This is a genomic window from Bradyrhizobium sp. UFLA05-153, assembly GCF_054185185.1.
This window is the reverse complement of record NZ_JBBIAM010000073.1, coordinates 16,690-39,922: the sequence shown is the minus strand read 5'-3', so window position 1 is coordinate 39,922 and position 23,233 is coordinate 16,690. Positions and strand designations below refer to the sequence as shown.

Below are 23,233 nucleotides of genomic sequence, written 5' to 3'. Positions count from 1 at the left end.
AAAGCCGAATTCGCCCCGGCTGATTTGTGCCGGCGAACTTTTAGACGGTTGTCAGCAGCCACGCAATCAAGGGGCGCATCAACAATATATAAGTCATTGAATTTATTATATTACTTTAATTCTTCGACCGACAGATCAAGGTTTCGCCAGCGGCACCGCTGAAATGATGACGAAGGCCTGGGCGAGCGGCCAGTCGTCGGTGATCGACAGGTCGATCCGCGCCTCGAAGCCCTCCGGCGTCAGCGCGTTCAACCGGGCCAGCGCACCGCCGGTCAGTTGCATGGTCGGCCGCCCCCCGGGCAGGTTGACCACCCCCATGTCGCGCCACCAGACACCGCGCCTGATGCCGGTCCCGAGCGCCTTGGAGCAGGCCTCCTTGGCGGCGAAGCGCTTGGCATAGGTCGCGACCACCATCTTCTCGCTCTTGGCGCGGCGCTCCGCCTTGGCACGTTCGGCCTCGGTGAAGATGCGGTCGAGAAAGCGCTCGCCATGGCGTTCGATCACCTTGGCGACGCGGGTGATGTCGATCAGGTCGGAGCCGATGCCGATGATCATGCCCTGCTCCGGCCGCGGTCCATCGCGGCGCGCATGCTGCGCACCGTTTCGGCAAGGCCGACGAACAGCGCCTCGCCGATCATGTAATAGCCGATGTTCAGCTCGATGATTTCGGGGAGGCCTGCGATCTTCTCCGCCGTCGCATAATCGAGCCCGTGGCCGGCGTGGACCTCGAGACCTGCAGCGCGGGCCAGCCTGGCGCCGGCCACGATGCGCTGCCATTCGGCCTCGGCCTTGTCGGTGTGTCCGTCGACGACGGCGTCGCACCAGGCACCGGTGTGGATCTCGATCACCGGCGCGCGCAGCCGCGCCGCCATCTCGATCTGCTGGGGGTCGGCGGCGATGAACAGCGACACGCGGATGCCGGCGTCGTTCAGCCGAGCGATGAAAGGCGCGAGCGCATTGTGCTGTCCGACCACATCGAGCCCGCCTTCGGTCGTCACCTCCTGGCGGCGCTCCGGCACCAGGCACACCGCATGCGGCTTGGTGGCGAGCGAGATGCGCATCATGTCGTCGGTCGCCGCCATCTCGAAGTTCAGAGGCTTGGAGATTTCCGCCTTCAGCCGCGCCATGTCCTCGTCGCGGATATGCCGGCGATCTTCGCGCAAGTGTGCGGTGATGCCATCGGCGCCCGCCTCGATCGCCACCAAAGCAGCGCGCACCGGATCGGGATTGCGGCCGCCCCGCGCGTTACGCAGGGTCGCGACATGGTCGACATTGACGCCGAGGCGAAGCGGAGGAACGGGCATGGCGAGGCTCACGTAGTCGGAGGGACAGGCAAACTCGGCCTATCCATTAACACGTTCGACGCGCGCGACGACCGCCTTCGCGCGCAACTGGGCTATGATCGCGCTCAGGTGCTTCAGGTCGTACACCTCGAGATCGATGGTCGTCTCGGTGAAATCCGGCGAGCGGCGCTGCATGCTGATATTGTCGATGTTGCCGTCGTGCTCGGCGATCACGGTCGCGATCTGCGCGAGCGCGCCGGGCTCGTTGACGTTCTCGACCTTGATGCGGGCCGGGAAGCGCTGCGGAGTGGTGTCCTCGATGTCCCAGCGTACGTCGAGCCAGCGCTCCGGCTCCTCCTCGAAATCCTTCAGGGCCGGCGACTGGATCGGATAGATGGTGATGCCCTCGCCCGGCGTGACGATGCCGACAATACGGTCGCCAGGCACGGCGCCGCCGTTCGGCGCGAACTTCACCGGCAGGTCGGAATTGATGCCGCGGATCGGGATCGCGGTCGGGGGGCGCGGCGTCCCCGGCACCACGGTCTCCTTGAGCTTGGCGGCCAGCCCCTTCTTGGCGTAGCGCCCGACCCGCTCTTCCTTGTAGTCGGGATACATGGCCCGCGCGACGTCGGAGGCCTTGATCTCGCCTCGGCCGACCGCCGCCATCACGTCCTCGATCGAGGAGCGGGCAAGGCGCGGCAGCGCCCCCTTCAGCTTGTCGTCGGCGTAGTCGATTTTGGCACGTTCGAACAGGCGCTCGACGATACGCCGGCCGAGGCCGGCATATTGGTCGCGGACTGCGGTACGGGTAGCACGCCGGATCGCCGCGCGCGCCTTGCCGGTTACGGCAAGCGATTCCCAGGCCGATGGCGGCGCCGATTGTGCCTCCGAGGTCAGAACCTCGACCTCGTCGCCGTTCTGCAGCTCCGAGGACAGCGGCGCGAACTTGCCGTTGATCTTGCAACCCACGGCGCTGTTGCCGACGTCGGTGTGCACCGCATAGGCAAAGTCGATCACATTGGCATGGCGCGGCAGCGCGATCAGCTTGCCCTTCGGGGTGAAGCAGAACACCTGGTCGTGGAACAGTTCGAGCTTGGTGTGCTCGAGGAATTCCTCGGGATTGGTGCTCTCGGAAAGAATTCCGACGGTATGGCGCAGCCAGGCAAACGCATTGGACTCGCGCTTCAGGAACTCCGTCGGCGAGCCGACGCCCTCCTTGTAGAAGACGTGCGCGGCGATGCCGCGCTCGGCGATCTGGTCCATTTCCTCGGTGCGGATCTGGAGCTCGACGCGCTGGTTGCCGGGGCCGATCACCGTGGTGTGGATCGAGCGATAGTCGTTCTGCTTGGGCGTCGAGATGTAGTCCTTGAAACGGCCGGGCACGACAGGCCAGGTGGTGTGGACGATGCCGAGCGCGCGGTAGCAGGCCTCGACGTCGTTGACCACGACACGGAAGCCGAAGATGTCGGACAATTGCTCGAAGCCGACCGACTTGCGCTCCATCTTGGTCCAGATCGAGAACGGCTTCTTGCGGCGACCGTAGACGCGCGCGCCAAGGCCCCTGTGGCGCAGATTGTTCGAGAGCTGAGCCTCGATCTCGCCGATCAAGTTGCGGTTGCGCTCGGCCAGCGCATCGAGCCGCTGCATCACCACGTTGTAGGCTTCGGGATCGAGGGTGCGGAAGGACAGGTCCTCCAGCTCCTCACGCATCTCCTGCATACCCATGCGGCCCGCCAGCGGCGCGTAGATGTCGAGCGTCTCCTCGGCGATCCGGCGGCGCGATGCCGGCGGCACGAATTCCAGCGTGCGCATGTTGTGCAGGCGGTCGGCGAGCTTGACCAGGAGGACGCGAACGTCGTCCGCGATCGCCAGCAGGAGCTTGCGCAGGTTCTCGGCCTGCTTGGCCTCGCGCGATACCAGCTCCAGCCGCTTCAGCTTGGTCAGGCCCTCGACCAGCGCACCGATCTCGGGGCCGAAGATCTGGTCGATCTCGGCGCGGGTCGCCTCGGTGTCCTCGATCGTGTCGTGCAATAGCGCCGCCACGATAGTGGCGTCGTCGAGCTTCAGGTCGGTGAGGATCGCCGCCACTTCGAGCGGATGGGAGAAGTAGGGGTCGCCCGAGGCGCGCGTCTGCGAGCCGTGCGCCTTCATGGCGTAGACATAGGCGCGGTTCAGCAGGTCTTCGTTGGTGTTCGGGTTGTAGGACCTGACGCGCTCGACGAGGTCATATTGCCGCATCATGCGCGCCCGCGGCTTTGAGGGCCGTGCCGTCGGCGCAGTCGGGGCCACGGCGACCGACTCGGTCGCGGCCTCCATCTGCGTAAATTTACGACGCCGATACACCATCTCTGCCCGCGTCTTCCTGCCTTCAAACGAACCAGGAAATGGCCCGTTGTATACATCCTAGCGCCGATCGTGCGCGTGTCCGACACAATCGGAAACGGCGCTCGCAAGCGCGCTCTGCCAGCGCTATGGTAACCACGAAAAGGTCAACAAAAGCAAAGGCCCGAACGCGGGTTCGGGCCTTTGATGAAATCAAAATTTCGTCGGCGCGGCGCGAGAACGATTACTCGTCCTCCTCGGGCTGCTCCTCCGGCGGCGCCAGGCCCTCGAGGCCCTTCAGGAGCTCCTCTTCCGTCATGCGTTCGACAGCGACCTCGGTATCGTCTGCATCGACGCTGGCGCCAGCGGAACCGATCAAAGGCACGGTATCGGGCTCAGGCTCATCCACCTCGACGAATTTCTGGAGGGAGTGGACCAGCTCCTCGCGCAGATCCTCTGGCGAAATGGTCTGGTCGGCAATTTCGCGCAAAGAGACAACGGGGTTCTTGTCGTTATCCCGGTCAACCGTTAGTTGTGAACCGGACGAAATCATGCGGGCGCGGTGGGCGGCCAGCAGGACGAGGTCAAACCGGTTGTCGACCTTGTCGATACAATCTTCTACGGTGACGCGAGCCATTAGACTGTCGCTCCGCTCTTGGGTGGGTCAAAACATGTGGATGATGCGGGCTAGTTATAGAGGCCGGGGCGGTTTCGCAAGATCATTTTGTGATTTGGTCTCGCCAAACGCCTTGGTTAACCCCACATTGGGGCTAGAATCGGCATTTCCCGGGTCGCCAAGGAGGGCGGCACCGGACGGGCCGACCGCCATAACTATACCTTGGTTTGCCCCGACTTCTCCGGATTTACGGTTTCGGCGGGTTTTGGCAGCCTCTTGATCTGCGCGGATTGCTGCCGTCGCGCCAACAATAAACGATTGAACACGAACACTACGCGAGCAACTGAATGTCACCTTCTCCAACCAACAAGATCGCGCTCTTCATCGATGGGGCCAATCTGTACGCGACGGCAAAAACGTTGGGTTTCGATATCGATTACAAGCGCCTGCTGAAGGAATTCCAGAGCCGGGGGACGCTTCTGCGTGCTTTCTACTACACCGCCATCATCGAGGATCAGGAATACTCCTCGATACGTCCCCTGATCGACTGGCTCGACTACAACGGCTACACCGTCGTCACCAAGGCCACGAAGGAATTCATCGACGCCAGCGGCCGCCGCAAGGTCAAGGGCAACATGGATATCGAGCTTGCGGTGGATGCCATGGAACTCGCCGAACACATCGACCAGATGGTGCTGTTCTCCGGTGACGGCGATTTCCGTTCCCTGGTCGAAGCCGTGCAGCGCCGCGGTGTCCGCGTCACCGTCATCTCCACCATCGCCAGCCAGCCGCCAATGATCGCCGACGAGCTGCGCCGCCAAGCCGACGTCTTCACCGACCTCGTCGAGCTCCAGTCCAAGCTTGGTCGCGACCCGTCCGAACGCCCGGCTCCGCGCGAGCGTGGCGACCGCGAAGCACGTCATCACGCCCCGCAGTTCCTCCAGCGCGCGACCACAATGGCGCCGAGGGGCGATGACGACTTCGAGGAGTGAGGCGGCCCGTTCAAGCCGCCAGGTCCCCACCGTCGTACCCGACCGTGACTGTCCGCTCTGTCCACGGCTGGTTGCCTTTCGCGAGGCGAACCGGGCGCGCGAGCCGTCCTGGCACAATGCGCCGGTTGCGCCCTTCGGCGACGTCAAGGCGCGCCTGCTGATCGTCGGTCTCGCACCGGGGATGCAGGGCGCCAACCGCACGGGTCGCCCGTTCACGGGCGACTATGCCGGCGACCTGCTCTACGCAACGCTGATCGAATACGGGTTTGCCAAGGGGGCCTATCAGGCGCGGCCCGACGACGGCCTGAAGCTTGTCGACTGCCGGATCGCCAATGCGGTGCACTGCGTGCCGCCGCAGAACAAGCCGCTGCCGGCAGAGATCAACACGTGCCGCACCTTCCTCGCCGCCAACCTCGAGACGATGCCGAACCTGCGTGCCATCGTCGCGCTCGGACGAATTGCGCACGATACCGTACTCAAGCCGCTGGGCCTGAAGGGTGCGCAGGCGCCGTTCGGTCACGGCGCGGTGCACCAGGCGGGCGCGCTCCGGCTGTACGACAGTTATCACTGCTCCCGTTACAACACGAACACCGGCGTGCTCACGCCGGAGATGTTCCGCAAGGTGTTTGCTAAGGTGAAAGCCGACCTCGACTAGGCCTTGACTGGGTGGTCTTTCAGCCAGTGCAGCACGTCGCCGGCGTTTCGGTCGGGCGGAAACACCGGATAGAATACGTGCGTTATCTTCGCGTCGTCGATGATCAACGCAAGCCGCTTGATCAACGTCAGCCCGGCAACCTCCATCGTCGGCAGATTGAGTGCGCGGGTCAGCTCGAGCTTCTCGTCTGAGAGCACCGGGAACGGCAGATGCAGCCGCGAGGCCATCTCGGTCTGGTAGTCGTTGCTTTGGGTCGAGAGCCCGAACACATGGGACGTGCCGGCTGCCTTCAACTCGGCGAAGAGGTCGCGGAACGCGCAGGTCTGCGGCGTGCAGCCGCGCGCGCCGGGGATCATGTCCCAGTCGTCGACCAGCGCGATCTTGCCGGGCTCGCCTGTGCGCGGATAGCCGAAGACAACGGTGCGGCCGCGGAGCGCCGACAGCGTCACTGACGTATCGTCGGTCGCGCGCAGGCTGACCGGCGGGATCGTCATGCCCTTCAGATGCGTCGCGCCACCATCGTCTGTCGGCGCCGGGATCTTGCTCCAGTCGACCTCGAGCAGGTTTCTCTGGTTCATCGCCTCATCCCCTCGCCCGCATCAGCCGGCCCTTCTCCCGGCCCCAGTCGCGCTTCTTCACGGTCTCGCGCTTGTCGTGCAGCTTCTTGCCCTTGGCGACCGCGAGCTGCAGCTTCGCCCGCCCGCGCTCGTTGAAGTAAAGCTTGAGCGGGATCAGCGTCATGCCCTCGCGGTCCACCGCGCCGATCAGCTTGTTGATCTGCTTTCGATGCAGCAGCAGCTTGCGCGGCCGCTTCGGCTCGTGATTGAAGCGGTTGGCCTGGAGATATTCGGGGATGTTGGCGTTGATCAGCCAGATCTCGCCGTTCTTCGAATCCGCGTAGGATTCCGCGATCGTGCTCTTGCCGTTGCGGATCGACTTGACCTCGGTTCCGGTCAGCGCAATGCCCGCCTCGACCGTGTCCTCGATCGCGTAATTGAAGCGCGCCTTGCGATTTTCCGCCACGACCTTGATGGGGCGTTCGTTCTTGTCGGCCATGGCTCAGGTTACCAGATCGAGATGCGCGTCAACGCTAACAGGTTGGATGAAGCGCGCGCGTCAAGACTTCTTGAGGAGATCGCGGATCTCGGTCAGCAGCTCAACCTCGGCTGAAGGCTTCGGCGGAGCAGCAGGCGCGGCCTCCTCCTTGCGCTTCAACTTGTTCATGGCGCGGATCACCAGGAACAGCACGAAGGCAACGATGATGAAGTTGATCGTCAGCGTGAGGAAGCTACCCCAAGCCAAGACGGCACCCTGCTTTTTCGCATCCGCAAGATTGCCGGCGGTGACTGCCTTCGACAGCGGCGTAAAGTAGTTCGAGAAGTCGAGCCCGCCGGTGACGGCGCCGATCATCGGCATGATGACGTCGCCGACCAGCGAGTTGACGATGGCGCCGAACGCCGCACCGATGATGACGCCGACCGCGAGGTCGACGACGTTGCCTTTCATGGCAAACTCGCGGAACTCCTTGAGCATCTGCATGCCCTTTTCCTCGACGCTCATGAAAGCTCCCCGATTGGCTAGGGCGTCAGTTGATCAGGCCGGCATGGACCATGGCGCTGCGCACCGCGACGCGGGTCGGCTCGGACACCGGCACCATCGGCAGCCGCAGCGTCTCGGCCATCTTGCCGAGCAGCGACAGCGCATATTTGATCGGAGCCGGATTGCTCTCGATGAAGAGGTTGTTGTGCAGCGGCATCAACTTGTCGTGCAACTTTAAGGCGGTTGCGTGGTCACCCTTCTGCCAGGCGGTGTGGAATTCCGAGCACAGGCGCGGCGCAACATTTGATGTCACCGAGATGCAGCCATGGCCGCCATGCGCCATGTAGCCGAGCACGGTCGCGTCCTCGCCCGAGAGCTGGTTGAAATCCTCGCCCATCGCGGCGCGCTGCTGCGACACCCGCACCATGCTGGCGGTGGCGTCCTTGACGCCGGCGATGTTCTTCAAGTCCCACAGCCGCTTCATGGTGTCGACCGACATGTCGATCACCGAGCGCGGCGGGATGTTGTAGATGATGATCGGAATTCCAATCGCATCGTTGATCGCCTTGAAGTGCTGGTAGAGCCCTTCCTGGGTCGGCTTGTTGTAGTAGGGCGTCACCACCAGCACGGCATTGGCGCCCGCCTTCTCGGCGTGCTGGGCAAGCTCGACGGCTTCCTTGGTGGAGTTGGAGCCGGCGCCGGCGATCACGGGCACCCGTCCCTTGGCCTCCTGGATGCACCATTCGACGACCTTCTTGTGCTCGTCGTGGCTGAGCGTCGGGCTCTCGCCGGTGGTGCCGACCGGAACCAGGCCGTGGGTGCCCTCGGCGATCTGCCAATTGACCAGCGAGCGGAACGCGGCCTCGTCCAGCGAGCCGTTTTTGAACGGCGTGACCAAGGCGGTAAACGATCCCCGGAACTTCGTCTTGGCTGCCATGGGCTTCCTCCGTACGCGTGCTGGCCTGAAAAGAGGCCCCTTTCATATCGGGTCTAACGGGCCGGTAAAAGGCCCGGTCCCAGGTGACGCACCGTTTAGGCCGCGATTTTGCCGCGGTGATGGTCCAAACACGGCCGCGGTAAGCGGCTGTTGGTATTTTTTCCGCATATTCAATCAAATACAGCTAGGTCTTGAGCCACTTGAACGATTCGGGGCAACGAAACTCCGTGACCTTCTTTTCCCATGCCACATGGCGATCCGCCGGTCTGGTTGTGTGCCTGATGGCTGGGCTATCGGTCGGTTGCGCGGCCTTGGCCAAGTCCAATGAGACCACCGCGGACGGGACCAAAGACACAGCGAAACCAGTCGCCAAGGATACCGCGAAGGGCCCAGCCAAAGGATCGGCCAAGGGAACGGATAAGGGAACGGATAAGGGAACTGGCAAGGACACGGCCAAAGGCGGCGCTGGCAAGGGAACGGCTGGCGCACCGGCCAAGGATGCCGCGAAGAAACCCGTCAAGGATGCCGGCAAGGAACCCGCAAAGGACAAGCCCAAGCCTGCGGCCGGGGTACCTGTGCCAAAATCACAGCCGGCCGCCAACGGTTCGTCTCCCAAACCCGCACCCGCCCCGGCGGCGACGGCTGCCGTCAGACCAACCGCACCGGCTGCCGTCAAACCGATCGCAGCACCCGTGCTGGCTCCTGCGACCCGCCAGCATGCCGCACCACGCAAGCCCGTGACGCCGGCCGCGGTTGCTGCGACCTCATCGACTTCGCAGGCCGACAAGGACACGCTGGAGAACGTCATCGAGCTCGTGCGCAAGCACAGGCCGGGTGATGCCACCGACAATGCGGCCACGATCACAGATCCGGTCGCGCGAAAACTCGCCGAATGGATCATCCTGCGCAGCGACGACAATGGCGCCAGCGTCGAGCGCTACCGTGCCTTCATCAGCGCCAATCCGAGCTGGCCGTCGCAAACCTTCCTGCGCCGCCGCCTTGAAGCCGCGCTCTGGGACGACCGGCGCGAAGACTCCGTAGCGTGGTCGTGGTTCGAGAACGAATCCCCTGTCTCCGCCAAGGGGCGCTTCTCGCTCGCCAGGGCCATGCTGGCGCGCGGCGACCGTGCCAATGCCGAGCGCCTCGTGCGCGAGGCCTGGCGCAGCGACCCGATGTCGGAAGAGACGGAGAACAACGCGCTCGACCAATTCGGCGCGCTGCTCACGCCGGGCGACCAGAAAGCGCGAATGGACACGCTGCTCTATGGCAGCGAGCATGAGGCCGCGCTGCGCGCCGCCAAGCGGCTCGGCGCCGGCTACGTGGCGCTCGCCAAGGCGCGCATCGCCTCCTACAAGAAGGCGCCGAACACGCGCGCTCTGCTCGAAGCCGTGCCGCACGAACTGCACGGCGATCCCGGCTTCATCTTCAGCAAGATCCAGCTCCTGCGCCGCGAGGAGAAGTTCGCGGAAGCCGCGCAACTGATGCTGTCGGCGCCGAAGGATCCAAACCGGCTCTACAATCTCGATGAATGGTGGATCGAGCGGCGCCTGATCGCACGCAAGATGATCGACACCGAGGAATTCCGCAGCGCCTATCTGATCGCGCGAGACGCGGCCCTGCCCTCGCGCGACATCTACAAGACCGAGCAGGAATTCACCGCGGGCTGGATCGCGCTGCGCTTCCTCAATGATCCCGCGGCCGCAGCCCAGCATTTTGCCCGCATCGGCGTCGGCAGCGTCAACCCGACCACGCTGGCGCGCGCCGGCTATTGGCAGGGCCGCGCGGCGGAAGCCATGGGCCGCCAGCAGGAAGCGCGCAACGCCTATGCACGCGCGGCCGAGCAGTCGACGAGCTACTATGGCCAGCTTGCGCGGGCAAAACTCGGCCTGCCGCAGATCGAGCTCAACAGCGCGCCGCGCGGCCGCGGCGCCGAGCGGCTGGAGATCGTGCGCGCGGCGCAACTGCTCTACGAGCTCGACGAGCGCGAGATCGCGGTCCCGATGCTCGCCGACATGGGGGAGAATGGCGACCCCGAAGCGCTTGCCGGCCTCGGCGAGCTGACCCAGCGCTACAGCGACGCCCGCGGCATGCTGCTGGTCGGCAAGGCCGCGCTCAACCGCGGGCTGCCCTTCGACTTCTACGCCTATCCGGTCAACGGCATCCCGCAGTTCAGCCAGATCGGGCCCGAGGTCGAGCGCAGCATCGTCTACGCGATCGCGCGGCAGGAAAGCGCGTTCAATCCGGCGGTGGTGTCGCCGGCGCAGGCCTACGGGCTGATGCAGGTGACGCCGGACGCTGCGCGCTACGTCTGCAAGCGACACGGCGCAACCTACGACCTGTCGCGGTTGAAGAACGATTCGGTCTACAACGCCACGCTTGGCGCGGCCGAGCTCGGCGGCCTGCTCGAGGACTACCGCGGCTCCTACATCATGACCTTCGCCGCCTATAACGCCGGCCGCGGCAGCGTGAAGAAGTGGGTCGAGCGCTACGGCGATCCGCGCGAATCCAAGATCGACGCAGTCGACTGGGTCGAACTGATCCCGTTCTCCGAAACGCGCAACTACGTGCAGCGCATCATGGAGAACCTTCAAGTTTATCGCGCGCGCTTTGGCGGCGGAACGCGGCTGCAAATCGACGCTGACCTGCACAGAGGCACGAGCGGCAGCGTCGAGTAGCTGGTCAGCGCCGCATCGAGCCTCGTGGCTTACCGCCCTCTGCGAATCCAGGTGCGGTTCAAGGAGAGCTACCAAGCCACTCGCGCGGCATTATAATTGGAAGCGCCGCACATCGATTGGTCGACGGCACGAACCTGGAGGCGTGTCATGCTTCGCGTGTTCTGCGCAGTGATATCGATGGCCCTGATCCTGCCAGGTATTGCGGCCGGCAGCTCGACGGCTCACGCCAAGAAGCGCCTCCATCCGGCTCCCCAGGCGGTCGCGCAGGATCGCTATTGCCTGCAAGGACGACGCTGGGGGTATCCAGGCAATTGCCAGTTCGCCACTTACAGCCAATGCATGGCGACGGCGTCGGGCACGATAGACGCCTGCGGCCTCAATCCCACCTACGCATTCAGGGAATGGCAGGGCCCCCGGTAATCCCTGATTGATCGCGCAAGCGCGCCGCGAGACCTGCGAGCCGCGCCGGCAATCGAAGCGCCACGAATTCCATCATCACCTGACCGGAACGGGCCTACCTGCGGGTGCCAGTGGGCGGGCAACGCCCGTTGTGGTCGGCTGGGACCAATATGGATTGTCCATGCACATCGCCGACAATCCCGCCGCGGCCGCCTTGCACGCCTCCCACGAGGGATAGCTGCAATAGATCGTGCTGCTGCCGCCCCACTCCCACTTCTGGAGGCAGACGGGATATCTGGGATCGTAGCGTTCGGCCATCGCTGGCGCAGGAGCGAGGATCGTGGCGCCGGCCATGATCACCGCGCCGAGCACGCCCGTCATCCCGGCCATCCGAATTGTCCAACTGCTCACCGTCGAATCTCCAGCTCGCTCCTTTCACCGGAAAGAAGCCGTTACGTTCGAGCCAATATACGCCGCAACACCCGCAAAGAAAAACCCCGGCGGTTGCCCGCCGGGGTTCTCTGATCGGTCGAGAGATCGATCTTAGAAGTTGCGCTGAGCGCGGAGCAGCATGGTAACGCTGTTCTGGTCCCTCAGCTCATACAAAGCGCGTGGCTTTTGCAACGTGGCAGACGGCTGGATGTCCACCGTTCCCGAGTACCTCTGGTCCAAACGCGTCCAGTTGACGTCGGCGGTGAAGGCGAGGTTCTTGACCGGGGTCCAGACCACGTTGGCACCGACCACTGCAACGGCGAAGTCGGGGTTGCAGTTGCCGGTCAGACCAAGCGATTGCCGAGCGAAGAAGCAGATCGTGTTCGTGGCGAGGGAGCCGTAATCCACCACGCCATAGGCACCGTAGATGCCGCTCGCCCAGTTCGGGCTCCAGTTGTGGGTGTAACCACCGCGGAAGCCCCAGCTCTTCACCGTTTCAAGACTGCTATTCGCGAAGCCATTGCCGCCGGTGAATACCGCATCAGCAATGGCGGCAAACCCGAGGCTCTGGTAAGCACCAGGCACGCCCGTGCCACCAAACATCGCGACGGTGGTCGGGAACAAGCTCTGGAAGTTATAGCGCGTTGCACCGTCCGTATAGACGGCCTGCAAGTTGATCGAGTCGCCCGGTCCGGTCGGGATGTTCTTGATCGACAACGAACCCTGAACCGCCCAGCCAAACTTGGTGCCGGGAGAACCAGTGGACTCATTGGTACCGTAGTAACCCGGGGTATTCTCATGACCCACGACGGAGAGTTGGGCTAAACCCCAAGCTTGGTCAACGCGGACCGCACCGACGATATCCGGAACACGGGTGCCGGCAATCGTGGGCGCACCGTAACCGGTGAGGAAGCTGACAGTACCGTTGGGTGTGATGCTCGGCGTCGCACCACCCGGGAACGACAGGTTCCAGATGTTCGTCTGGTCATAGACTGTGGGGTCCTGCAACGCCACCGAAGCCGTGATGCCCTGACCGAAATCAGCCGTGTAAGCGACCTGGTTCACGCCGGTGACGTGGTTGGAACCGCCTGGCAACGTATCGGGACCGCCAGCCGGATAGCTCTGCCACGGAGCGTCGAAGATCGAGACCGTGCGGCCAAACGTAAATCCAGCGAACTGGATGAACGCGTGGTACAGACCGAGCGAGGCGCCGCCAATGGTACCGGTCGTGCTGTTGTAAACAGTCGTGCCGCCGACCGTGCCAGCGCCGACATAAGAACCACCGGTCCAGGTGAACACCATGTCCGCGTAGGTGCGCACGACGCCGTATTCGGTCGCGGTGCGGGTATCGACCGTGAAGTCCATACGAGCGCGGCTGGCCCAGTAGTTGCTCAGCCGGTTACGCGCGCCATCCGGTGCACCGGTCGCAAAGGCATAGTCGTTGCTGCTGCCGACCACAGTGTCTGCGCGGACATAGCCGCCGAACTTGATGCAAGTGTCAGTGCCCGGCATGTAGTAGAATCCGGCACCGTACAGGGAGCAGATCTTCACGTATTCGACCGCTTTGGCCTTCACGGGGAGATCGGCTGCCTGCGCTCCGCCCACGGCGATCAGACCCGCCGCTGAGCCGAGCAAAAGGCTCTTAACCAACTTCATGTTAAACCTCCAAGTTGCTCTTCAGGGAAGGTCACTGACCGGATGGCCAATTTCCCATTCCCGCTTTAAACACCGCTTAGCCGCTTCGCGCCTTCGGACACACCCGCATGAACGCGAGGGACTTAAGCGAACCACCTAAAACGGGACGACCTCGGGATGCCCCCCTCCGTCGCGTGGTCAGAATTACCGAACGACCTTGCACACACAACAAAAGAACGCTCCGAACCGGCCCTACAAAGCGCGTTTTCCAACGGGTGTTGCACAAATAACACGCGGATGTGATCGCGGCGCGCCTGTAAGTACTTGTTTTCCATACTCTTTTTGCAGCGGCTCCAAATGCTGTCAAAATTCCCTCGGTGAAGGGGGACAGAGCGCTTGCTCTCTGTGACGACGTCGCGACGCACTGGAATCGAAGAATCGGCAGCCGACTCGGAACGGAGGCTGGACGATCTCGTCGCCGCGCCGTTCGATCGCTGAGCGCACTGGTCTTTGACTAACGCGAGGCCGTTCCCCCAGGCCAAGCGAGGACAGAGTGCTAGTTCCCGTGGGAGGCGAGCTGCCGCCGGCCGGACCTACCTGGACATATATATTGTGGGGTGATTTGAAACGGTGGGCCGGAGTTCATTCACGGCTGGCGGAGACGGAGGGATTCGAACCCTCGATAGGCCTTTACAAGCCTATAACGGTTTAGCAAACCGCCGCCTTCAGCCACTCGGCCACGTCTCCGGCTGTGCCGGGTATGCCCGACCCCGCGGCGAGCCGCAAGCGGCAGAATCGAGGCTAGCGGGTTTCTTTGCACATGAAAGCTTTGACAGCGACCGAAGCGGGGGACGGGTCGAGACTGGCTTGACGTCCGGAGCGACGGCCGGCCGTCGTCAAGCACGCTGGTAGCCATCGCGTCAGTTGGCCAGCATGAATGCAAATATTGTCGCGCGCGAAATCTCGGCACGAGCGCGGTTAGTCTTGAAGCGCGGGCGGCGCGGCCGTTGTTCTCTCCAGCAAAGGCGACTAGAGTTTTTTGCACCCAGTTCGCCAAAGCACAGACCCGTCATCGCGGTCCGGAAACCCATTCACATGTCGCAGCAAAGCCGCAACAAGGGAGCTTCGGCCCCCTCCTCACTCCATTCGTCGGCTATTCTGGACCAGGCAATTGCGGCGCACCGTTCGGGCAATCTGACGGATGCGGAACGGGCCTACACGACCATCCTGAGGGCAAGCAGAACGCATCCCACCGCGCTCCATATGCTGGGGCTGTTGCAGGCCCAGCGCGGCAATTTTGCGGACGCCGAGCCATTGCTCAAGAAGGCTGCCCGCATCGACTCCGGCAATCCCGACGTTCTTTTCAACTATGCCAACGTGCTGCGTGCATTGGACAAGACAGACGATGCGCTCGCTTGGCTTGCGAAAGCGATTGCCCTGTCGCCGGACTTCGCCGATGCGCATCTCAATCGCGGCGCGATCCTGATTGCACGGAAGGAGTTTCACGGCGCGATCGCCGAACTTGATCGCGCCATTGCGATCACGCCATCGAGCGCAGCCTTCTTGAACCGAGGTAGTGCGTTCCAGCGGCTCGGTCAGCTTGACGAAGCGCATGACAGCTACCGAAGTGCCATCGAGCTTGCACCGTCGAATCCACAGTACCATTTCGTCTTGTCTGAGGTCCTTACCGAAATGGGCCGACACGACGAAGCGATCGAAGCGCTCGAAAGAACGGTCGCACTAAACAAGGCCTTCCCGTTCGCGTTGAGCAAGCTCGTTGATTCCAGGCGGAAGCGTGCCGACTGGCGCAGTTTCGAACGTGAACAGGCCGCCTTGGACGAAGCCGCCGAATCCGGCGTGGCGATCGACGCGCTCACCTTCCTTGTTGCCTCGTCGTCTCCGGCACACCAATTCACCTGTGCGAAGACGTATGTCGCCAACGTCGCCCCGGAGCGAGGTGCCGCGATACCCAGATCGCAGTCACCGGCTTCCCGGCTGCGGGTCGCGTACCTGTCTGCCGATTTTCGCAATCACGCCACCGCGCTTTTGATGGCCGGACTTTTCGAGGAGCACGACCGCGAGCGCTTCGACGTAAGCGCCATCTCCTACGGACCGGATGACGGCGGCAACATGCGCAACCGCCTGAAGGCAGCATTCGAACGCTTCGAAGACGTCAGACATCTTACCGACGAGGACGTGGTCAAGCTGATACGCCAGCTCGACATCGACGTCCTCGTCGATCTCGGAGGCTTCACCGCCGGTGCGCGACCGAAAATCCTTGCGTGCCGGGCGGCTCCCATCCAGGTCAACTATCTCGGCTTTCCCGGCACGATGGGCGCGTCATATATCGACTACATCATGGCCGACCGGATCGTCATCCCCGAAGGAGAGCAGAAGCATTACGCCGAGAAGGTGATCTATCTCCCCGACAGCTATCAGGTGACCGACACCAGGCGACCGCCCCTGCCAAATGCACCAGCCCGGAGCGAGGTCGGACTGCCGGACGATGCATTTGTCTACTGTGCGTTCAACAAAACGTTGAAGATCACGCCTGTGCTGTTCGATGTCTGGATGAGGCTGCTTGCCAAGACCGCCGGCAGCGTCCTTTGGCTGTTTGATGGGGGCCAGATCACCAGGGAGAACCTGAGGCGTGAAGCCGTAGCGCGCGGCATCGCCGCCGAGAGGATCGTGTTCGCCCCACCCGTCGCTATCGACGAACACTTGGCGCGCCACCAGCTGGCCGATCTGTTCCTGGACACGTTGCCCTACAACGCCCATACCACGGCCAGCGACGCCCTTTGGGCTGGCTTGCCGGTCCTGACCTGCCTCGGCACCGCCTTTCCGGGACGAGTTGCAGCCAGTCTCCTGAATGCTGTCGGCCTTCCCGAGTTGGTGACGCGATCGCTGGACGAATATGAGGGCTTGGCGCTTCGGATCGCGCACGATTCCGAACTTCGAACCGCCCTCAAGAGCAAGCTGGCGACGCATCGGTCCACTTGGCCTCTCTTCGATACTGTCGGTATGACACGACACATCGAAAAGGCCTTCAGTGAAATGTGGCGCCGGCATTGCGCCGGCGAAGCGCCGGCCTCGTTTGCCGTCTAAATCTGATGGTCGCCTTGGCGCAATCGCATCGATCGGTCAAGGTTCGGGTCCGTACGGCGGAGTGAACCGCTCAATGCGCGGTGGCCCAGGCCCTCGCCTCGCGCTGCGCGGCTGCGATCTCGGCATCCGACATCTGCCCGGCGACCTCCTGGCGAAGTGCGATCGCGTCCTTGCGGCCCTTCAGCGCCGCGAGGTTGAACCACTTATGCGCGGCGACGAGATCGACGAGGCCGCAGCGGCCGCTCGCCCAATACATGCCCCGCTCGAACAGCACGTCCGACAAGGCGCTCACGTCGACCGGCGTCGCGGTCTCCAGATCGAAAGTCCCCTGAAACATGTCGCATCCCCTTTTGTTGTGCCGCCTCGTTCCCCCGAGCGCGGCTCCCATCCAAACTGTTCAACTCGTCCCCATGCCGTTCTTGCCGGCTTGTTGAGGGCGATCTTGGCGAGCAAATTTGAATGGCAGTTTAAGTATCGCGATGAAGGGGACGTAAACGCGAGGCCACCTGGCGCGGCCACGAAAATGCAAGAAGTTCCGGATTCTCAAGTACTTCTGCGATACGTCAGATTTGGTTAACCGTCCGGATTTTCGGACGATGATAACCATCGCGCGTGGTGAGATGCGCACGATCGTAGCCAAATTCTGAGCTGTCATTCCCCGCGAAGGCGAGGAATCCAGTACGCCGCGGCTTCTCCGTATGCGTCACTGGCTCTGGAATACTTGGCGGTTTCAACCGGTCGTCGCAACACTCCATCAAAGGAGGTGGCGATGACGCCGGAGTGTGGGCGCGGCCGGGCCACGGCAATCGCGAGCCTGTTCGGCTGCGCTGTCGCGTCTTGGATCTGAAATTTTGAGAAATGAAAACGCCGGCGAGGATCCCGGCTACTCGAACGAGGGCGTCGGCGAACACGTCAGGACCAGATTTCATTTTGGCCGCGAGGCTACTCATGAAATTGCGGAGCCGATAAAGGCGAACCGCACCGAACGAAGAAAACTTGTTTCTTCTGCCGGACCGGACCTTGACGAGCAAGCTCGACAAGGAAGGACGATCCGACCGTTGACCTGATGTCTCGCCGACACCCTCTATCGCCGATCAGAGCCTGATTGACTGAGACCTGTCCTGCCGGAAGCAAACCAGATCGCAGAAGGCGCTGATGACGTGCCGGCCATCAGAGAGGCCGGCGACTTCAGAAGCGAAGTTACTTCTTCTTCTTCGCGACCTTGCGGGTCTTCTTCGCAGTCTTCTTCACTGCGCTCTTCGCCTTCTTCGCCTTCTTCGCTTTCTTGGCCATGTTGCCCTCCGATGTGTGAGATGGCTTTAATCGCTGCGTGCATTCGGGGATCGAATGCACTTCATCCCGAATACACCAACACGGCGAAAAAAACATCTTCCCGCTTAAGGAAGTGTTGACGCAGCGAAGCGCGCAAGTACTCCGCGCATCGTGCACGCGGTTGACGAGTCGTTCGATCGTCTATGCGAAAAGTGCCTGCCGCACCGACGCCGGCGAAAGCATCGATTGCAAGAAAACTCTATGCTGCAAGCCCATTTCGCATTCGCACGTTGCGCGCGATCGATGCTCCGGCGCGCGTTGCGTCTTGTTCGAAGGCGCACGAAGCGTGTTTCGCGGACTCTGAGTCGCGAATTTTGGCAACGAAAATATTTTCATGCTTAACGGCGCGATCGCTCGCCGGAGCGTGCTCGAAGCCGCCGTTTGTACGAATCGAAGACGGCGATTCGGTGGGGCTTGGACGATGCGATCGAGGCGACGTTGGTGTCGCCGAGTGCGCGACGGATGCGCAAAGGCAGGATCGCGGTGACGACACGCGCCGTCACCGCAACGTGTCAGACGCCGAGCTTGGACTTGAGCAGGTCGTTGACCGCTTGCGGGTTGGCCTTGCCGCCGGACGACTTCATCACCTGGCCGACGAACCAGCCGAGCGCCTGCGGCTTGTCCTTGACCTGCGCGACCTTGTCGGGATTGGCCGCGATGATGTCGTCGACCACCTTCTCGATCGCCGAGACGTCGGTGACCTGCTTCATGCCGCGGCTTTCGACGAGCGCGCGCGGATCGCCGCCCTCCTGCCAGACGATCTCGAACAGATCCTTGGCGATCTTTCCGCTGATCGTGCCCTCGCCGATCAGGTCGATGATCGCGGCAAGCTGCTCGGCGGCGACGGGAGCGCCCGCAATGCCCCGTCCCTCCTTGTTGAGACGGCCGAACAGCTCGTTGATCACCCAATTCGCCGCCATCTTGCCGTCGCGGGTGCGATTGGCGAGCCTGTCCAGCACGGTCTCGTAGAAGTCAGCGCTTTCGCGCTCGGCGACGAGCACGCTCGCATCATAGGTCGACAGGCCGAAGTCGGCGACGAAGCGCGTCTTCTTCTGGTCCGGCAGCTCGGGCAGCTTCGCCTTCAGCTCATCGACGAAGCTTTGCGAGAATTCCAGCGGCAAGAGATCGGGATCGGGGAAGTAGCGGTAGTCGTGCGCCTCTTCCTTCGACCGCATCGAGCGCGTCTCGCCCTTGTTGGGGTCGTAGAGCCGTGTCTCCTGGTCGATCTCACCGCCGTCCTCGAGGATCTCGATCTGGCGCCGCGCCTCGTACTCGATCGCTTGTCCAATGAAGTTGATCGAGTTCATATTCTTGATCTCGCAGCGGGTGCCGAGCGGCCCGCCGGGACGACGCACCGAGACGTTGACGTCGGCGCGCAGGTTTCCCTTCTCCATGTCGCCGTCGCAGGTGCCGAGATAGCGCAGGATCGAGCGCAGCTTGGTGACATAGGCCTTCGCCTGCTCGGCGTCGCGGATGTCCGGTTTTGAGACAATCTCCATCAGCGCCACGCCGGAGCGGTTGAGATCGACATAGGACATCGTCGGCGACTGGTCGTGCAACAACTTGCCGGCATCCTGCTCCAGGTGCAGCCGCTCGATGCCGACGTTGACGCTGCGGCCGCCGTCGAGCTCGACCAACACCTCGCCCTCGCCGACGATCGGCGACTTGTACTGGCTGATCTGATAACCCTGCGGCAAGTCGGGATAGAAATAGTTTTTCCGGTCGAACACCGAACGTAGATTGATCTTCGCCTTCAGTCCGAGCCCGGTCCGGACAGCCTGCCTGACGCATTCCTCATTGATGACGGGCAGCATGCCGGGCATCGCCGCGTCGATCAGCGACACGTGCGTGTTCGGCTCGCCGCCGAACGCGATGGACGCGCCCGAGAACAGTTTTGAGTTCGACGTCACCTGCGCATGGATTTCCATGCCGATGACGATCTCCCAGTCGCCGGTGGCGCCTTTGAGAAGCTTGTGGGGGGCGGGTGCGTTCATGGGTCTCGATGTCCGGACAAATCCATATCGGGGTTGGTTGGGCTTCGCGCAACGGATCGCGCCAGTCAAGCTGGAGAACGTGGTGCGACAATGGGCCGACGACGGCGGCTGGCGCATTCCGCCCGCGCCGGGCCTGCACAGTGCACATTTGGCGCCGCTCCCTCAGGCATTGACGCCGACGCCCGATGCGCCGTAGAAGTTGAGTGCAGGGGGCAATGCATGTTCTTTCGTAGCCTGATTTTGGTGGCTTCGGCCGCCGTTCTCGTGTCCTGTTCGACACCTTATCAGCAACAAGGCTTTACCGGTGGATCCGACGTCAAGGAGCTCAGGCCCGACGTCTTCCGCGTGAGCTTCCAGGGCAATGGTTACACCACCCGCGAGAGTGTTCAGGTCTATTGGCTCTATCGTTCTGCCCAACTGGCGATCGAAAAGGGCTTTGCTGGATTTGAAATCCTGTCAGACATTCAATTCGCGATGCATCGACCACCGGCGAATGATCGTGGCCCTCGCCTCGCCAGCGCAGTGCCGTCGCTGCGCACCCGAATTCCGGTGTCACCACAGGAGACTGCCGATTTCAGGATCTGGGATCATGGCGATTTCGCCAGCCGATCGGATCAGCCGATCCGGCTCGCGCGTGGCGGCGTGTTTATCTACACCGGCGGCGGGGCGGCGGGGCCCAAGCCCGGACTCGAGGCCGACGTGCACTTCCTGCCGGCACCGGTCGAGGCGGCTCCTCCGAAAGTCTTCAATGCCAAGGCGCTGATTGCCCAGTTGGAGCCGCTCATCAAGGCCGAGCGGTGCAACCTCGGCAATATCTGTCCGCATGTTCACGAATATCTGCTGCCGAAAGGAACGCTAAGATAGCGCGCCGCGAGATATCATTGCGGGTGAACCGACCTCACGATCTAAGCAGCGTGGCAGTGATCCGCTCCCACTCCGCCTGCAATGAATCTTTCGCCGCCGGCTGGCCCGCCTGGCGGTACCAATAGCCGGCATTGCCGAGATCGCCTTCAACGCGGTGCAAGTATGCGTGCACCCAGGCGGCGTCGCGGCTGTCCTCGTCCTGGACGATCTTGTGCGCCTTGTCCCAGTCTCCCTTCGCGGCCCACCAGAGCCCTGCGAGCGGCGCGCTGAGTTCGGGCGCCGGCGCTGCGCCTTCGAGGCTGGCGATGTACGCCGCCATGTTCACCACCACCTCTCGGGCGTGAAGCGGCCGGCCGCCTGCTCGATGACCTCGCCGAGCGAGAACAGCGTCTCCTCATCGAAGGGCCGGCCGATCAATTGCAGGCCGAGCGGCAGACCTTGCGCATCCTTGCCCGCGGGCGCGGCGATGCCGGGCAGGCCCGCCATGTTCACGGTGACCGTGAAGATGTCGTTCAGGTACATCTCGACCGGGTCGGCGCCGCCCTTCTCGCCGATGCCGAAGGCGGCCGACGGCGTTGCCGGCGTGAGGATCGCATCGACGCCCCTGGCGAAACAGTCCTCAAAGTCCTTCTTGATCAGGGTGCGCACTTTTTGCGCACGCAGATAATAGGCGTCGTAATAGCCGGCCGACAGCACATAGGTGCCGATCATGACGCGCCGCTTCACCTCGGCGCCAAACCCTTCGGCGCGGGTGTTCTCGTACATCTCGATGATGTTGCGTCCCTGCTCGCGCAGGCCGTAGCGTACGCCGTCATAGCGCGCGAGGTTCGACGAGGCTTCCGCCGGCGCCACGATGTAGTAGGCCGGCAAAGCGTATTTGGTGTGCGGCAGCGACACCTCGACAAGCTCGGCGCCGGCGGCCTTCAGCCAGGCCGCGCCCGCTTCCCAAAGCTTTTCGATCTCGGCAGGCATGCCGTCGAGACGGTATTCCTTGGGAATGCCGATCTTCATGCCCTTCACGGACTTGCCGACCGCGGCCTCATAGTCCGGCACGGCGATGTCGACGGAGGTCGTGTCCTTCGGATCGTGGCCCGCCATCGAGCGCAGCAGCATCGCACAATCGCGCACGCTGCGCGCGATCGGACCGGCCTGATCGAGCGAGGAGGCAAAGGCGACGATGCCCCAGCGTGAGCAGCGGCCATAGGTCGGCTTGATGCCGACGGTCGCGGTGAAGGCTGCGGGCTGGCGGATCGAGCCGCCGGTATCGGTCGCGGTCGCGCCCATGCAGAGCAGCGCCGCAACGGCCGAGGCCGAGCCGCCGGACGAGCCGCCAGGCACCAGCGTCGTGTTCGAGCCCTCGCGCCGCCAGGGATTGCCGACGGGACCGAAGCAGGAGGTCTCGTTCGACGAGCCCATCGCGAACTCATCATTGTTGAGCTTGCCGAGCATCACCGCACCGTCGCGCCAGAGCTGCGAGGTGATGGTCGACTCGTAGGTCGGCACGAAATTGCCGAGGATCTTCGAGCAGGCCGTGGTGCGCACGCCCTTGGTCGCAAACAGGTCCTTGATGCCGAGCGGAATGCCGGCGAGCGGGCCGGCATCGCCCTTGGCGATCTGGCTATCAGCTTCGCGCGCCATGGCGCGCGCCTGGTCGGGCGTATCCAGGACGAAGGCGTTGAGCGCGCGTGCAGCTTCCATCGCACTCAGATGCGCGTCGGTCAGCTCAAGCGACGTGAATGTCTTGTCGGCGAGACCCTTGCGGGCCTCGGCGAGCGTCAGCGATGTCAAATTGGTCATTTATTGATCGGGCTACAGAAGAACGGAGACAGGGTCTTGTCGTTGGCCGGGTCGTCTTGCTTAACGTTGTTCTTGGCGGATGCATTCGCCGCCGCCTCGAGCTGGTCGAGCACGGCATTGGCCGCCACGTTGGGATCGGCAGCCTTGCCCTGCCGCTCCATCGCGTCGAGATAGTTCATATAGGCCTGATAGGCCTTCTCATCGTCGCATAGCAGGCACATCGGACTCGTGTCCTAATTTTTTACTCGACGACCTTCGGCACCAGGAAGAAGTGGCCTTCGGTCGCCGGCGCATTGGCAACGATATCATCGGCGATCTCACCATCATTGACGACGTCCTGGCGCTTCTTCATCTCCATCGGCGTCACCGAGGTCATGGGATCGACGCCCTCGACATTGACCTCCGAGAGTTGCTCGACGAAGGCCAGCATGGCGTTGAGCTCGCCCTGGAGATGCGGAACCTCGTCGTCGGAAACCGCAATGCGCGCCAGATGCGCGATGCGGCGGACGGTAGCGGCGTCAACGGACATAATATAAGGCCTCGAACGGCAGAAATCCTGTTCTGCCGTATAGCAGAGGCATGTTTTGCGCCGCAACCAGCGCTGGGCGCATGATCCGGACCCGAAGGGCCGCGTTAGCGCAAAGTGGGCAGCGGTT

The 23,233-nt window shown here is 63.0% G+C and carries 23 protein-coding genes and 1 tRNA gene; 6 read left to right on the top strand and 18 right to left on the bottom strand.

Going from position 1 to position 23,233, the window contains the following annotated elements; all coding sequences use genetic code 11:
• Nucleotides 1–135: 135 nt before the first annotated feature.
• The 4 genes from acpS to rpoZ form a co-directional block, all read right to left on the bottom strand.
• Nucleotides 136–555: a holo-ACP synthase gene (gene acpS / locus Q2941_RS32950; RefSeq protein WP_458195016.1), complete on the bottom strand. Its 420-nt coding sequence runs from the start codon at nt 553–555 to the stop codon at nt 136–138.
• Nucleotides 552–1,304 carry a pyridoxine 5'-phosphate synthase gene (locus Q2941_RS32945; RefSeq protein ID WP_027522933.1) on the bottom strand — a complete coding sequence of 251 codons (753 nt, stop codon included), beginning with the start codon at nt 1,302–1,304 and terminating at the stop codon, nt 552–554. The genes acpS and Q2941_RS32945 overlap by 4 nt, the downstream gene beginning before the upstream one ends.
• Nucleotides 1,305–1,343: 39 nt before the next feature.
• Entirely contained in the window at nt 1,344–3,629 is a 2,286-nt protein-coding gene (locus Q2941_RS32940) for a RelA/SpoT family protein (RefSeq protein WP_027522934.1), read from the bottom strand.
• A gap of 220 nt (nt 3,630–3,849) precedes the next feature.
• Nucleotides 3,850–4,242 (bottom strand): DNA-directed RNA polymerase subunit omega, encoded by a 393-nt coding sequence (gene rpoZ, locus Q2941_RS32935; RefSeq protein ID WP_027522935.1) that lies wholly within the window; start codon nt 4,240–4,242, stop codon nt 3,850–3,852.
• Between the two features lie 326 nt (nt 4,243–4,568).
• Here rpoZ and Q2941_RS32930 point away from each other — a divergent pair, with 326 nt between their 5' ends.
• Both Q2941_RS32930 and Q2941_RS32925 read left to right on the top strand, forming a co-directional pair.
• Entirely contained in the window at nt 4,569–5,213 is a 645-nt protein-coding gene (locus tag Q2941_RS32930) for a LabA-like NYN domain-containing protein (RefSeq protein ID WP_027522936.1), read from the top strand.
• Entirely contained in the window at nt 5,194–5,868 is a 675-nt protein-coding gene (locus Q2941_RS32925) for a uracil-DNA glycosylase (protein WP_027522937.1), read from the top strand. The genes Q2941_RS32930 and Q2941_RS32925 overlap by 20 nt, the downstream gene beginning before the upstream one ends.
• On the opposite strand, the gene Q2941_RS32920 is transcribed toward Q2941_RS32925, so the two are convergent.
• From Q2941_RS32920 to dapA, 4 genes are read right to left on the bottom strand one after another with little or no spacing between them, the layout of a single operon-like run.
• Complete coding sequence (locus Q2941_RS32920) at nt 5,865–6,446, bottom strand: peroxiredoxin (protein ID WP_458195015.1); 582 nt, start codon at nt 6,444–6,446, stop codon at nt 5,865–5,867. The genes Q2941_RS32925 and Q2941_RS32920 overlap by 4 nt on opposite strands.
• A gap of 4 nt (nt 6,447–6,450) precedes the next feature.
• Nucleotides 6,451–6,924, bottom strand: a complete 474-nt coding sequence (smpB, locus tag Q2941_RS32915; RefSeq protein WP_027522939.1) for an SsrA-binding protein SmpB — start codon at nt 6,922–6,924, stop codon at nt 6,451–6,453.
• 60 nt (nt 6,925–6,984) lie between these two features.
• Nucleotides 6,985–7,401: a large conductance mechanosensitive channel protein MscL gene (mscL, locus tag Q2941_RS32910; RefSeq protein ID WP_027522940.1), complete on the bottom strand. Its 417-nt coding sequence runs from the start codon at nt 7,399–7,401 to the stop codon at nt 6,985–6,987.
• Nucleotides 7,402–7,453: 52 nt separating this feature from the next.
• Nucleotides 7,454–8,344: a 4-hydroxy-tetrahydrodipicolinate synthase gene (dapA, locus tag Q2941_RS32905; protein ID WP_458195014.1), complete on the bottom strand. Its 891-nt coding sequence runs from the start codon at nt 8,342–8,344 to the stop codon at nt 7,454–7,456.
• A 281-nt stretch (nt 8,345–8,625) separates the two neighbouring features.
• On the opposite strand from dapA, the gene Q2941_RS32900 reads away from it, so the two are divergent.
• Both Q2941_RS32900 and Q2941_RS32895 read left to right on the top strand, forming a co-directional pair.
• Nucleotides 8,626–11,019: a lytic transglycosylase domain-containing protein gene (locus tag Q2941_RS32900; protein ID WP_458195013.1), complete on the top strand. Its 2,394-nt coding sequence runs from the start codon at nt 8,626–8,628 to the stop codon at nt 11,017–11,019.
• Nucleotides 11,020–11,166: 147 nt separating this feature from the next.
• Nucleotides 11,167–11,439 carry a DUF3551 domain-containing protein gene (locus Q2941_RS32895; protein WP_458195012.1) on the top strand — a complete coding sequence of 91 codons (273 nt, stop codon included), beginning with the start codon at nt 11,167–11,169 and terminating at the stop codon, nt 11,437–11,439.
• A 75-nt stretch (nt 11,440–11,514) separates the two neighbouring features.
• On the opposite strand, the gene Q2941_RS32890 is transcribed toward Q2941_RS32895, so the two are convergent.
• The 3 genes from Q2941_RS32890 to Q2941_RS32880 form a co-directional block, all read right to left on the bottom strand.
• Nucleotides 11,515–11,808: a DUF3551 domain-containing protein gene (locus Q2941_RS32890; RefSeq protein WP_458195011.1), complete on the bottom strand. Its 294-nt coding sequence runs from the start codon at nt 11,806–11,808 to the stop codon at nt 11,515–11,517.
• Nucleotides 11,809–11,961: 153 nt separating this feature from the next.
• Nucleotides 11,962–13,506 (bottom strand): porin, encoded by a 1,545-nt coding sequence (locus Q2941_RS32885; protein WP_458195010.1) that lies wholly within the window; start codon nt 13,504–13,506, stop codon nt 11,962–11,964.
• 632 nt (nt 13,507–14,138) lie between these two features.
• Nucleotides 14,139–14,232 (bottom strand) — tRNA-Ser (locus tag Q2941_RS32880).
• A 348-nt stretch (nt 14,233–14,580) separates the two neighbouring features.
• On the opposite strand from Q2941_RS32880, the gene Q2941_RS32875 reads away from it, so the two are divergent.
• Nucleotides 14,581–16,590 carry an O-linked N-acetylglucosamine transferase, SPINDLY family protein gene (locus Q2941_RS32875; protein WP_458195009.1) on the top strand — a complete coding sequence of 670 codons (2,010 nt, stop codon included), beginning with the start codon at nt 14,581–14,583 and terminating at the stop codon, nt 16,588–16,590.
• Nucleotides 16,591–16,660: 70 nt separating this feature from the next.
• Here the strand turns inward: Q2941_RS32875 and Q2941_RS32870 are convergent, their stop codons facing one another.
• The 3 genes from Q2941_RS32870 to gatB all read right to left on the bottom strand — a co-directional run bounded on the left by Q2941_RS32870 (nt 16,661) and on the right by gatB (nt 19,916).
• Entirely contained in the window at nt 16,661–16,927 is a 267-nt protein-coding gene (locus Q2941_RS32870; RefSeq protein ID WP_027522947.1) for a hypothetical protein, read from the bottom strand.
• A 226-nt stretch (nt 16,928–17,153) separates the two neighbouring features.
• Entirely contained in the window at nt 17,154–17,630 is a 477-nt protein-coding gene (locus Q2941_RS32865) for a hypothetical protein (RefSeq protein WP_458195008.1), read from the bottom strand.
• Between the two features lie 804 nt (nt 17,631–18,434).
• The gene (gene gatB / locus Q2941_RS32860; RefSeq protein WP_458195007.1) at nt 18,435–19,916 is read right to left on the bottom strand and encodes an Asp-tRNA(Asn)/Glu-tRNA(Gln) amidotransferase subunit GatB; all 1,482 of its coding nucleotides are present in this window, start codon (nt 19,914–19,916) and stop codon (nt 18,435–18,437) included.
• Nucleotides 19,917–20,006: 90 nt separating this feature from the next.
• Between gatB and Q2941_RS32855 the strand changes: the two genes are divergently transcribed.
• Nucleotides 20,007–20,780 (top strand): CC0125/CC1285 family lipoprotein, encoded by a 774-nt coding sequence (locus Q2941_RS32855; RefSeq protein WP_458195006.1) that lies wholly within the window; start codon nt 20,007–20,009, stop codon nt 20,778–20,780.
• 34 nt (nt 20,781–20,814) lie between these two features.
• On the opposite strand, the gene Q2941_RS32850 is transcribed toward Q2941_RS32855, so the two are convergent.
• Genes Q2941_RS32850 through gatC form a run of 4 tightly spaced genes read right to left on the bottom strand, consistent with a single transcriptional unit; the run spans nt 20,815 to nt 23,106 of the window.
• Nucleotides 20,815–21,099: a hypothetical protein gene (locus tag Q2941_RS32850; protein WP_458195005.1), complete on the bottom strand. Its 285-nt coding sequence runs from the start codon at nt 21,097–21,099 to the stop codon at nt 20,815–20,817.
• Nucleotides 21,100–21,101: 2 nt separating this feature from the next.
• Nucleotides 21,102–22,577, bottom strand: a complete 1,476-nt coding sequence (gatA, locus tag Q2941_RS32845) for an Asp-tRNA(Asn)/Glu-tRNA(Gln) amidotransferase subunit GatA (protein WP_458195004.1) — start codon at nt 22,575–22,577, stop codon at nt 21,102–21,104.
• Entirely contained in the window at nt 22,574–22,798 is a 225-nt protein-coding gene (locus tag Q2941_RS32840; protein ID WP_254112087.1) for a hypothetical protein, read from the bottom strand. The genes gatA and Q2941_RS32840 overlap by 4 nt, the downstream gene beginning before the upstream one ends.
• Before the next feature lie 20 nt (nt 22,799–22,818).
• A complete protein-coding gene (gene gatC / locus Q2941_RS32835; protein WP_027522955.1) occupies nt 22,819–23,106 on the bottom strand; it encodes an Asp-tRNA(Asn)/Glu-tRNA(Gln) amidotransferase subunit GatC in 288 nt (95 codons plus the stop codon).
• Nucleotides 23,107–23,233: the final 127 nt, after the last annotated feature.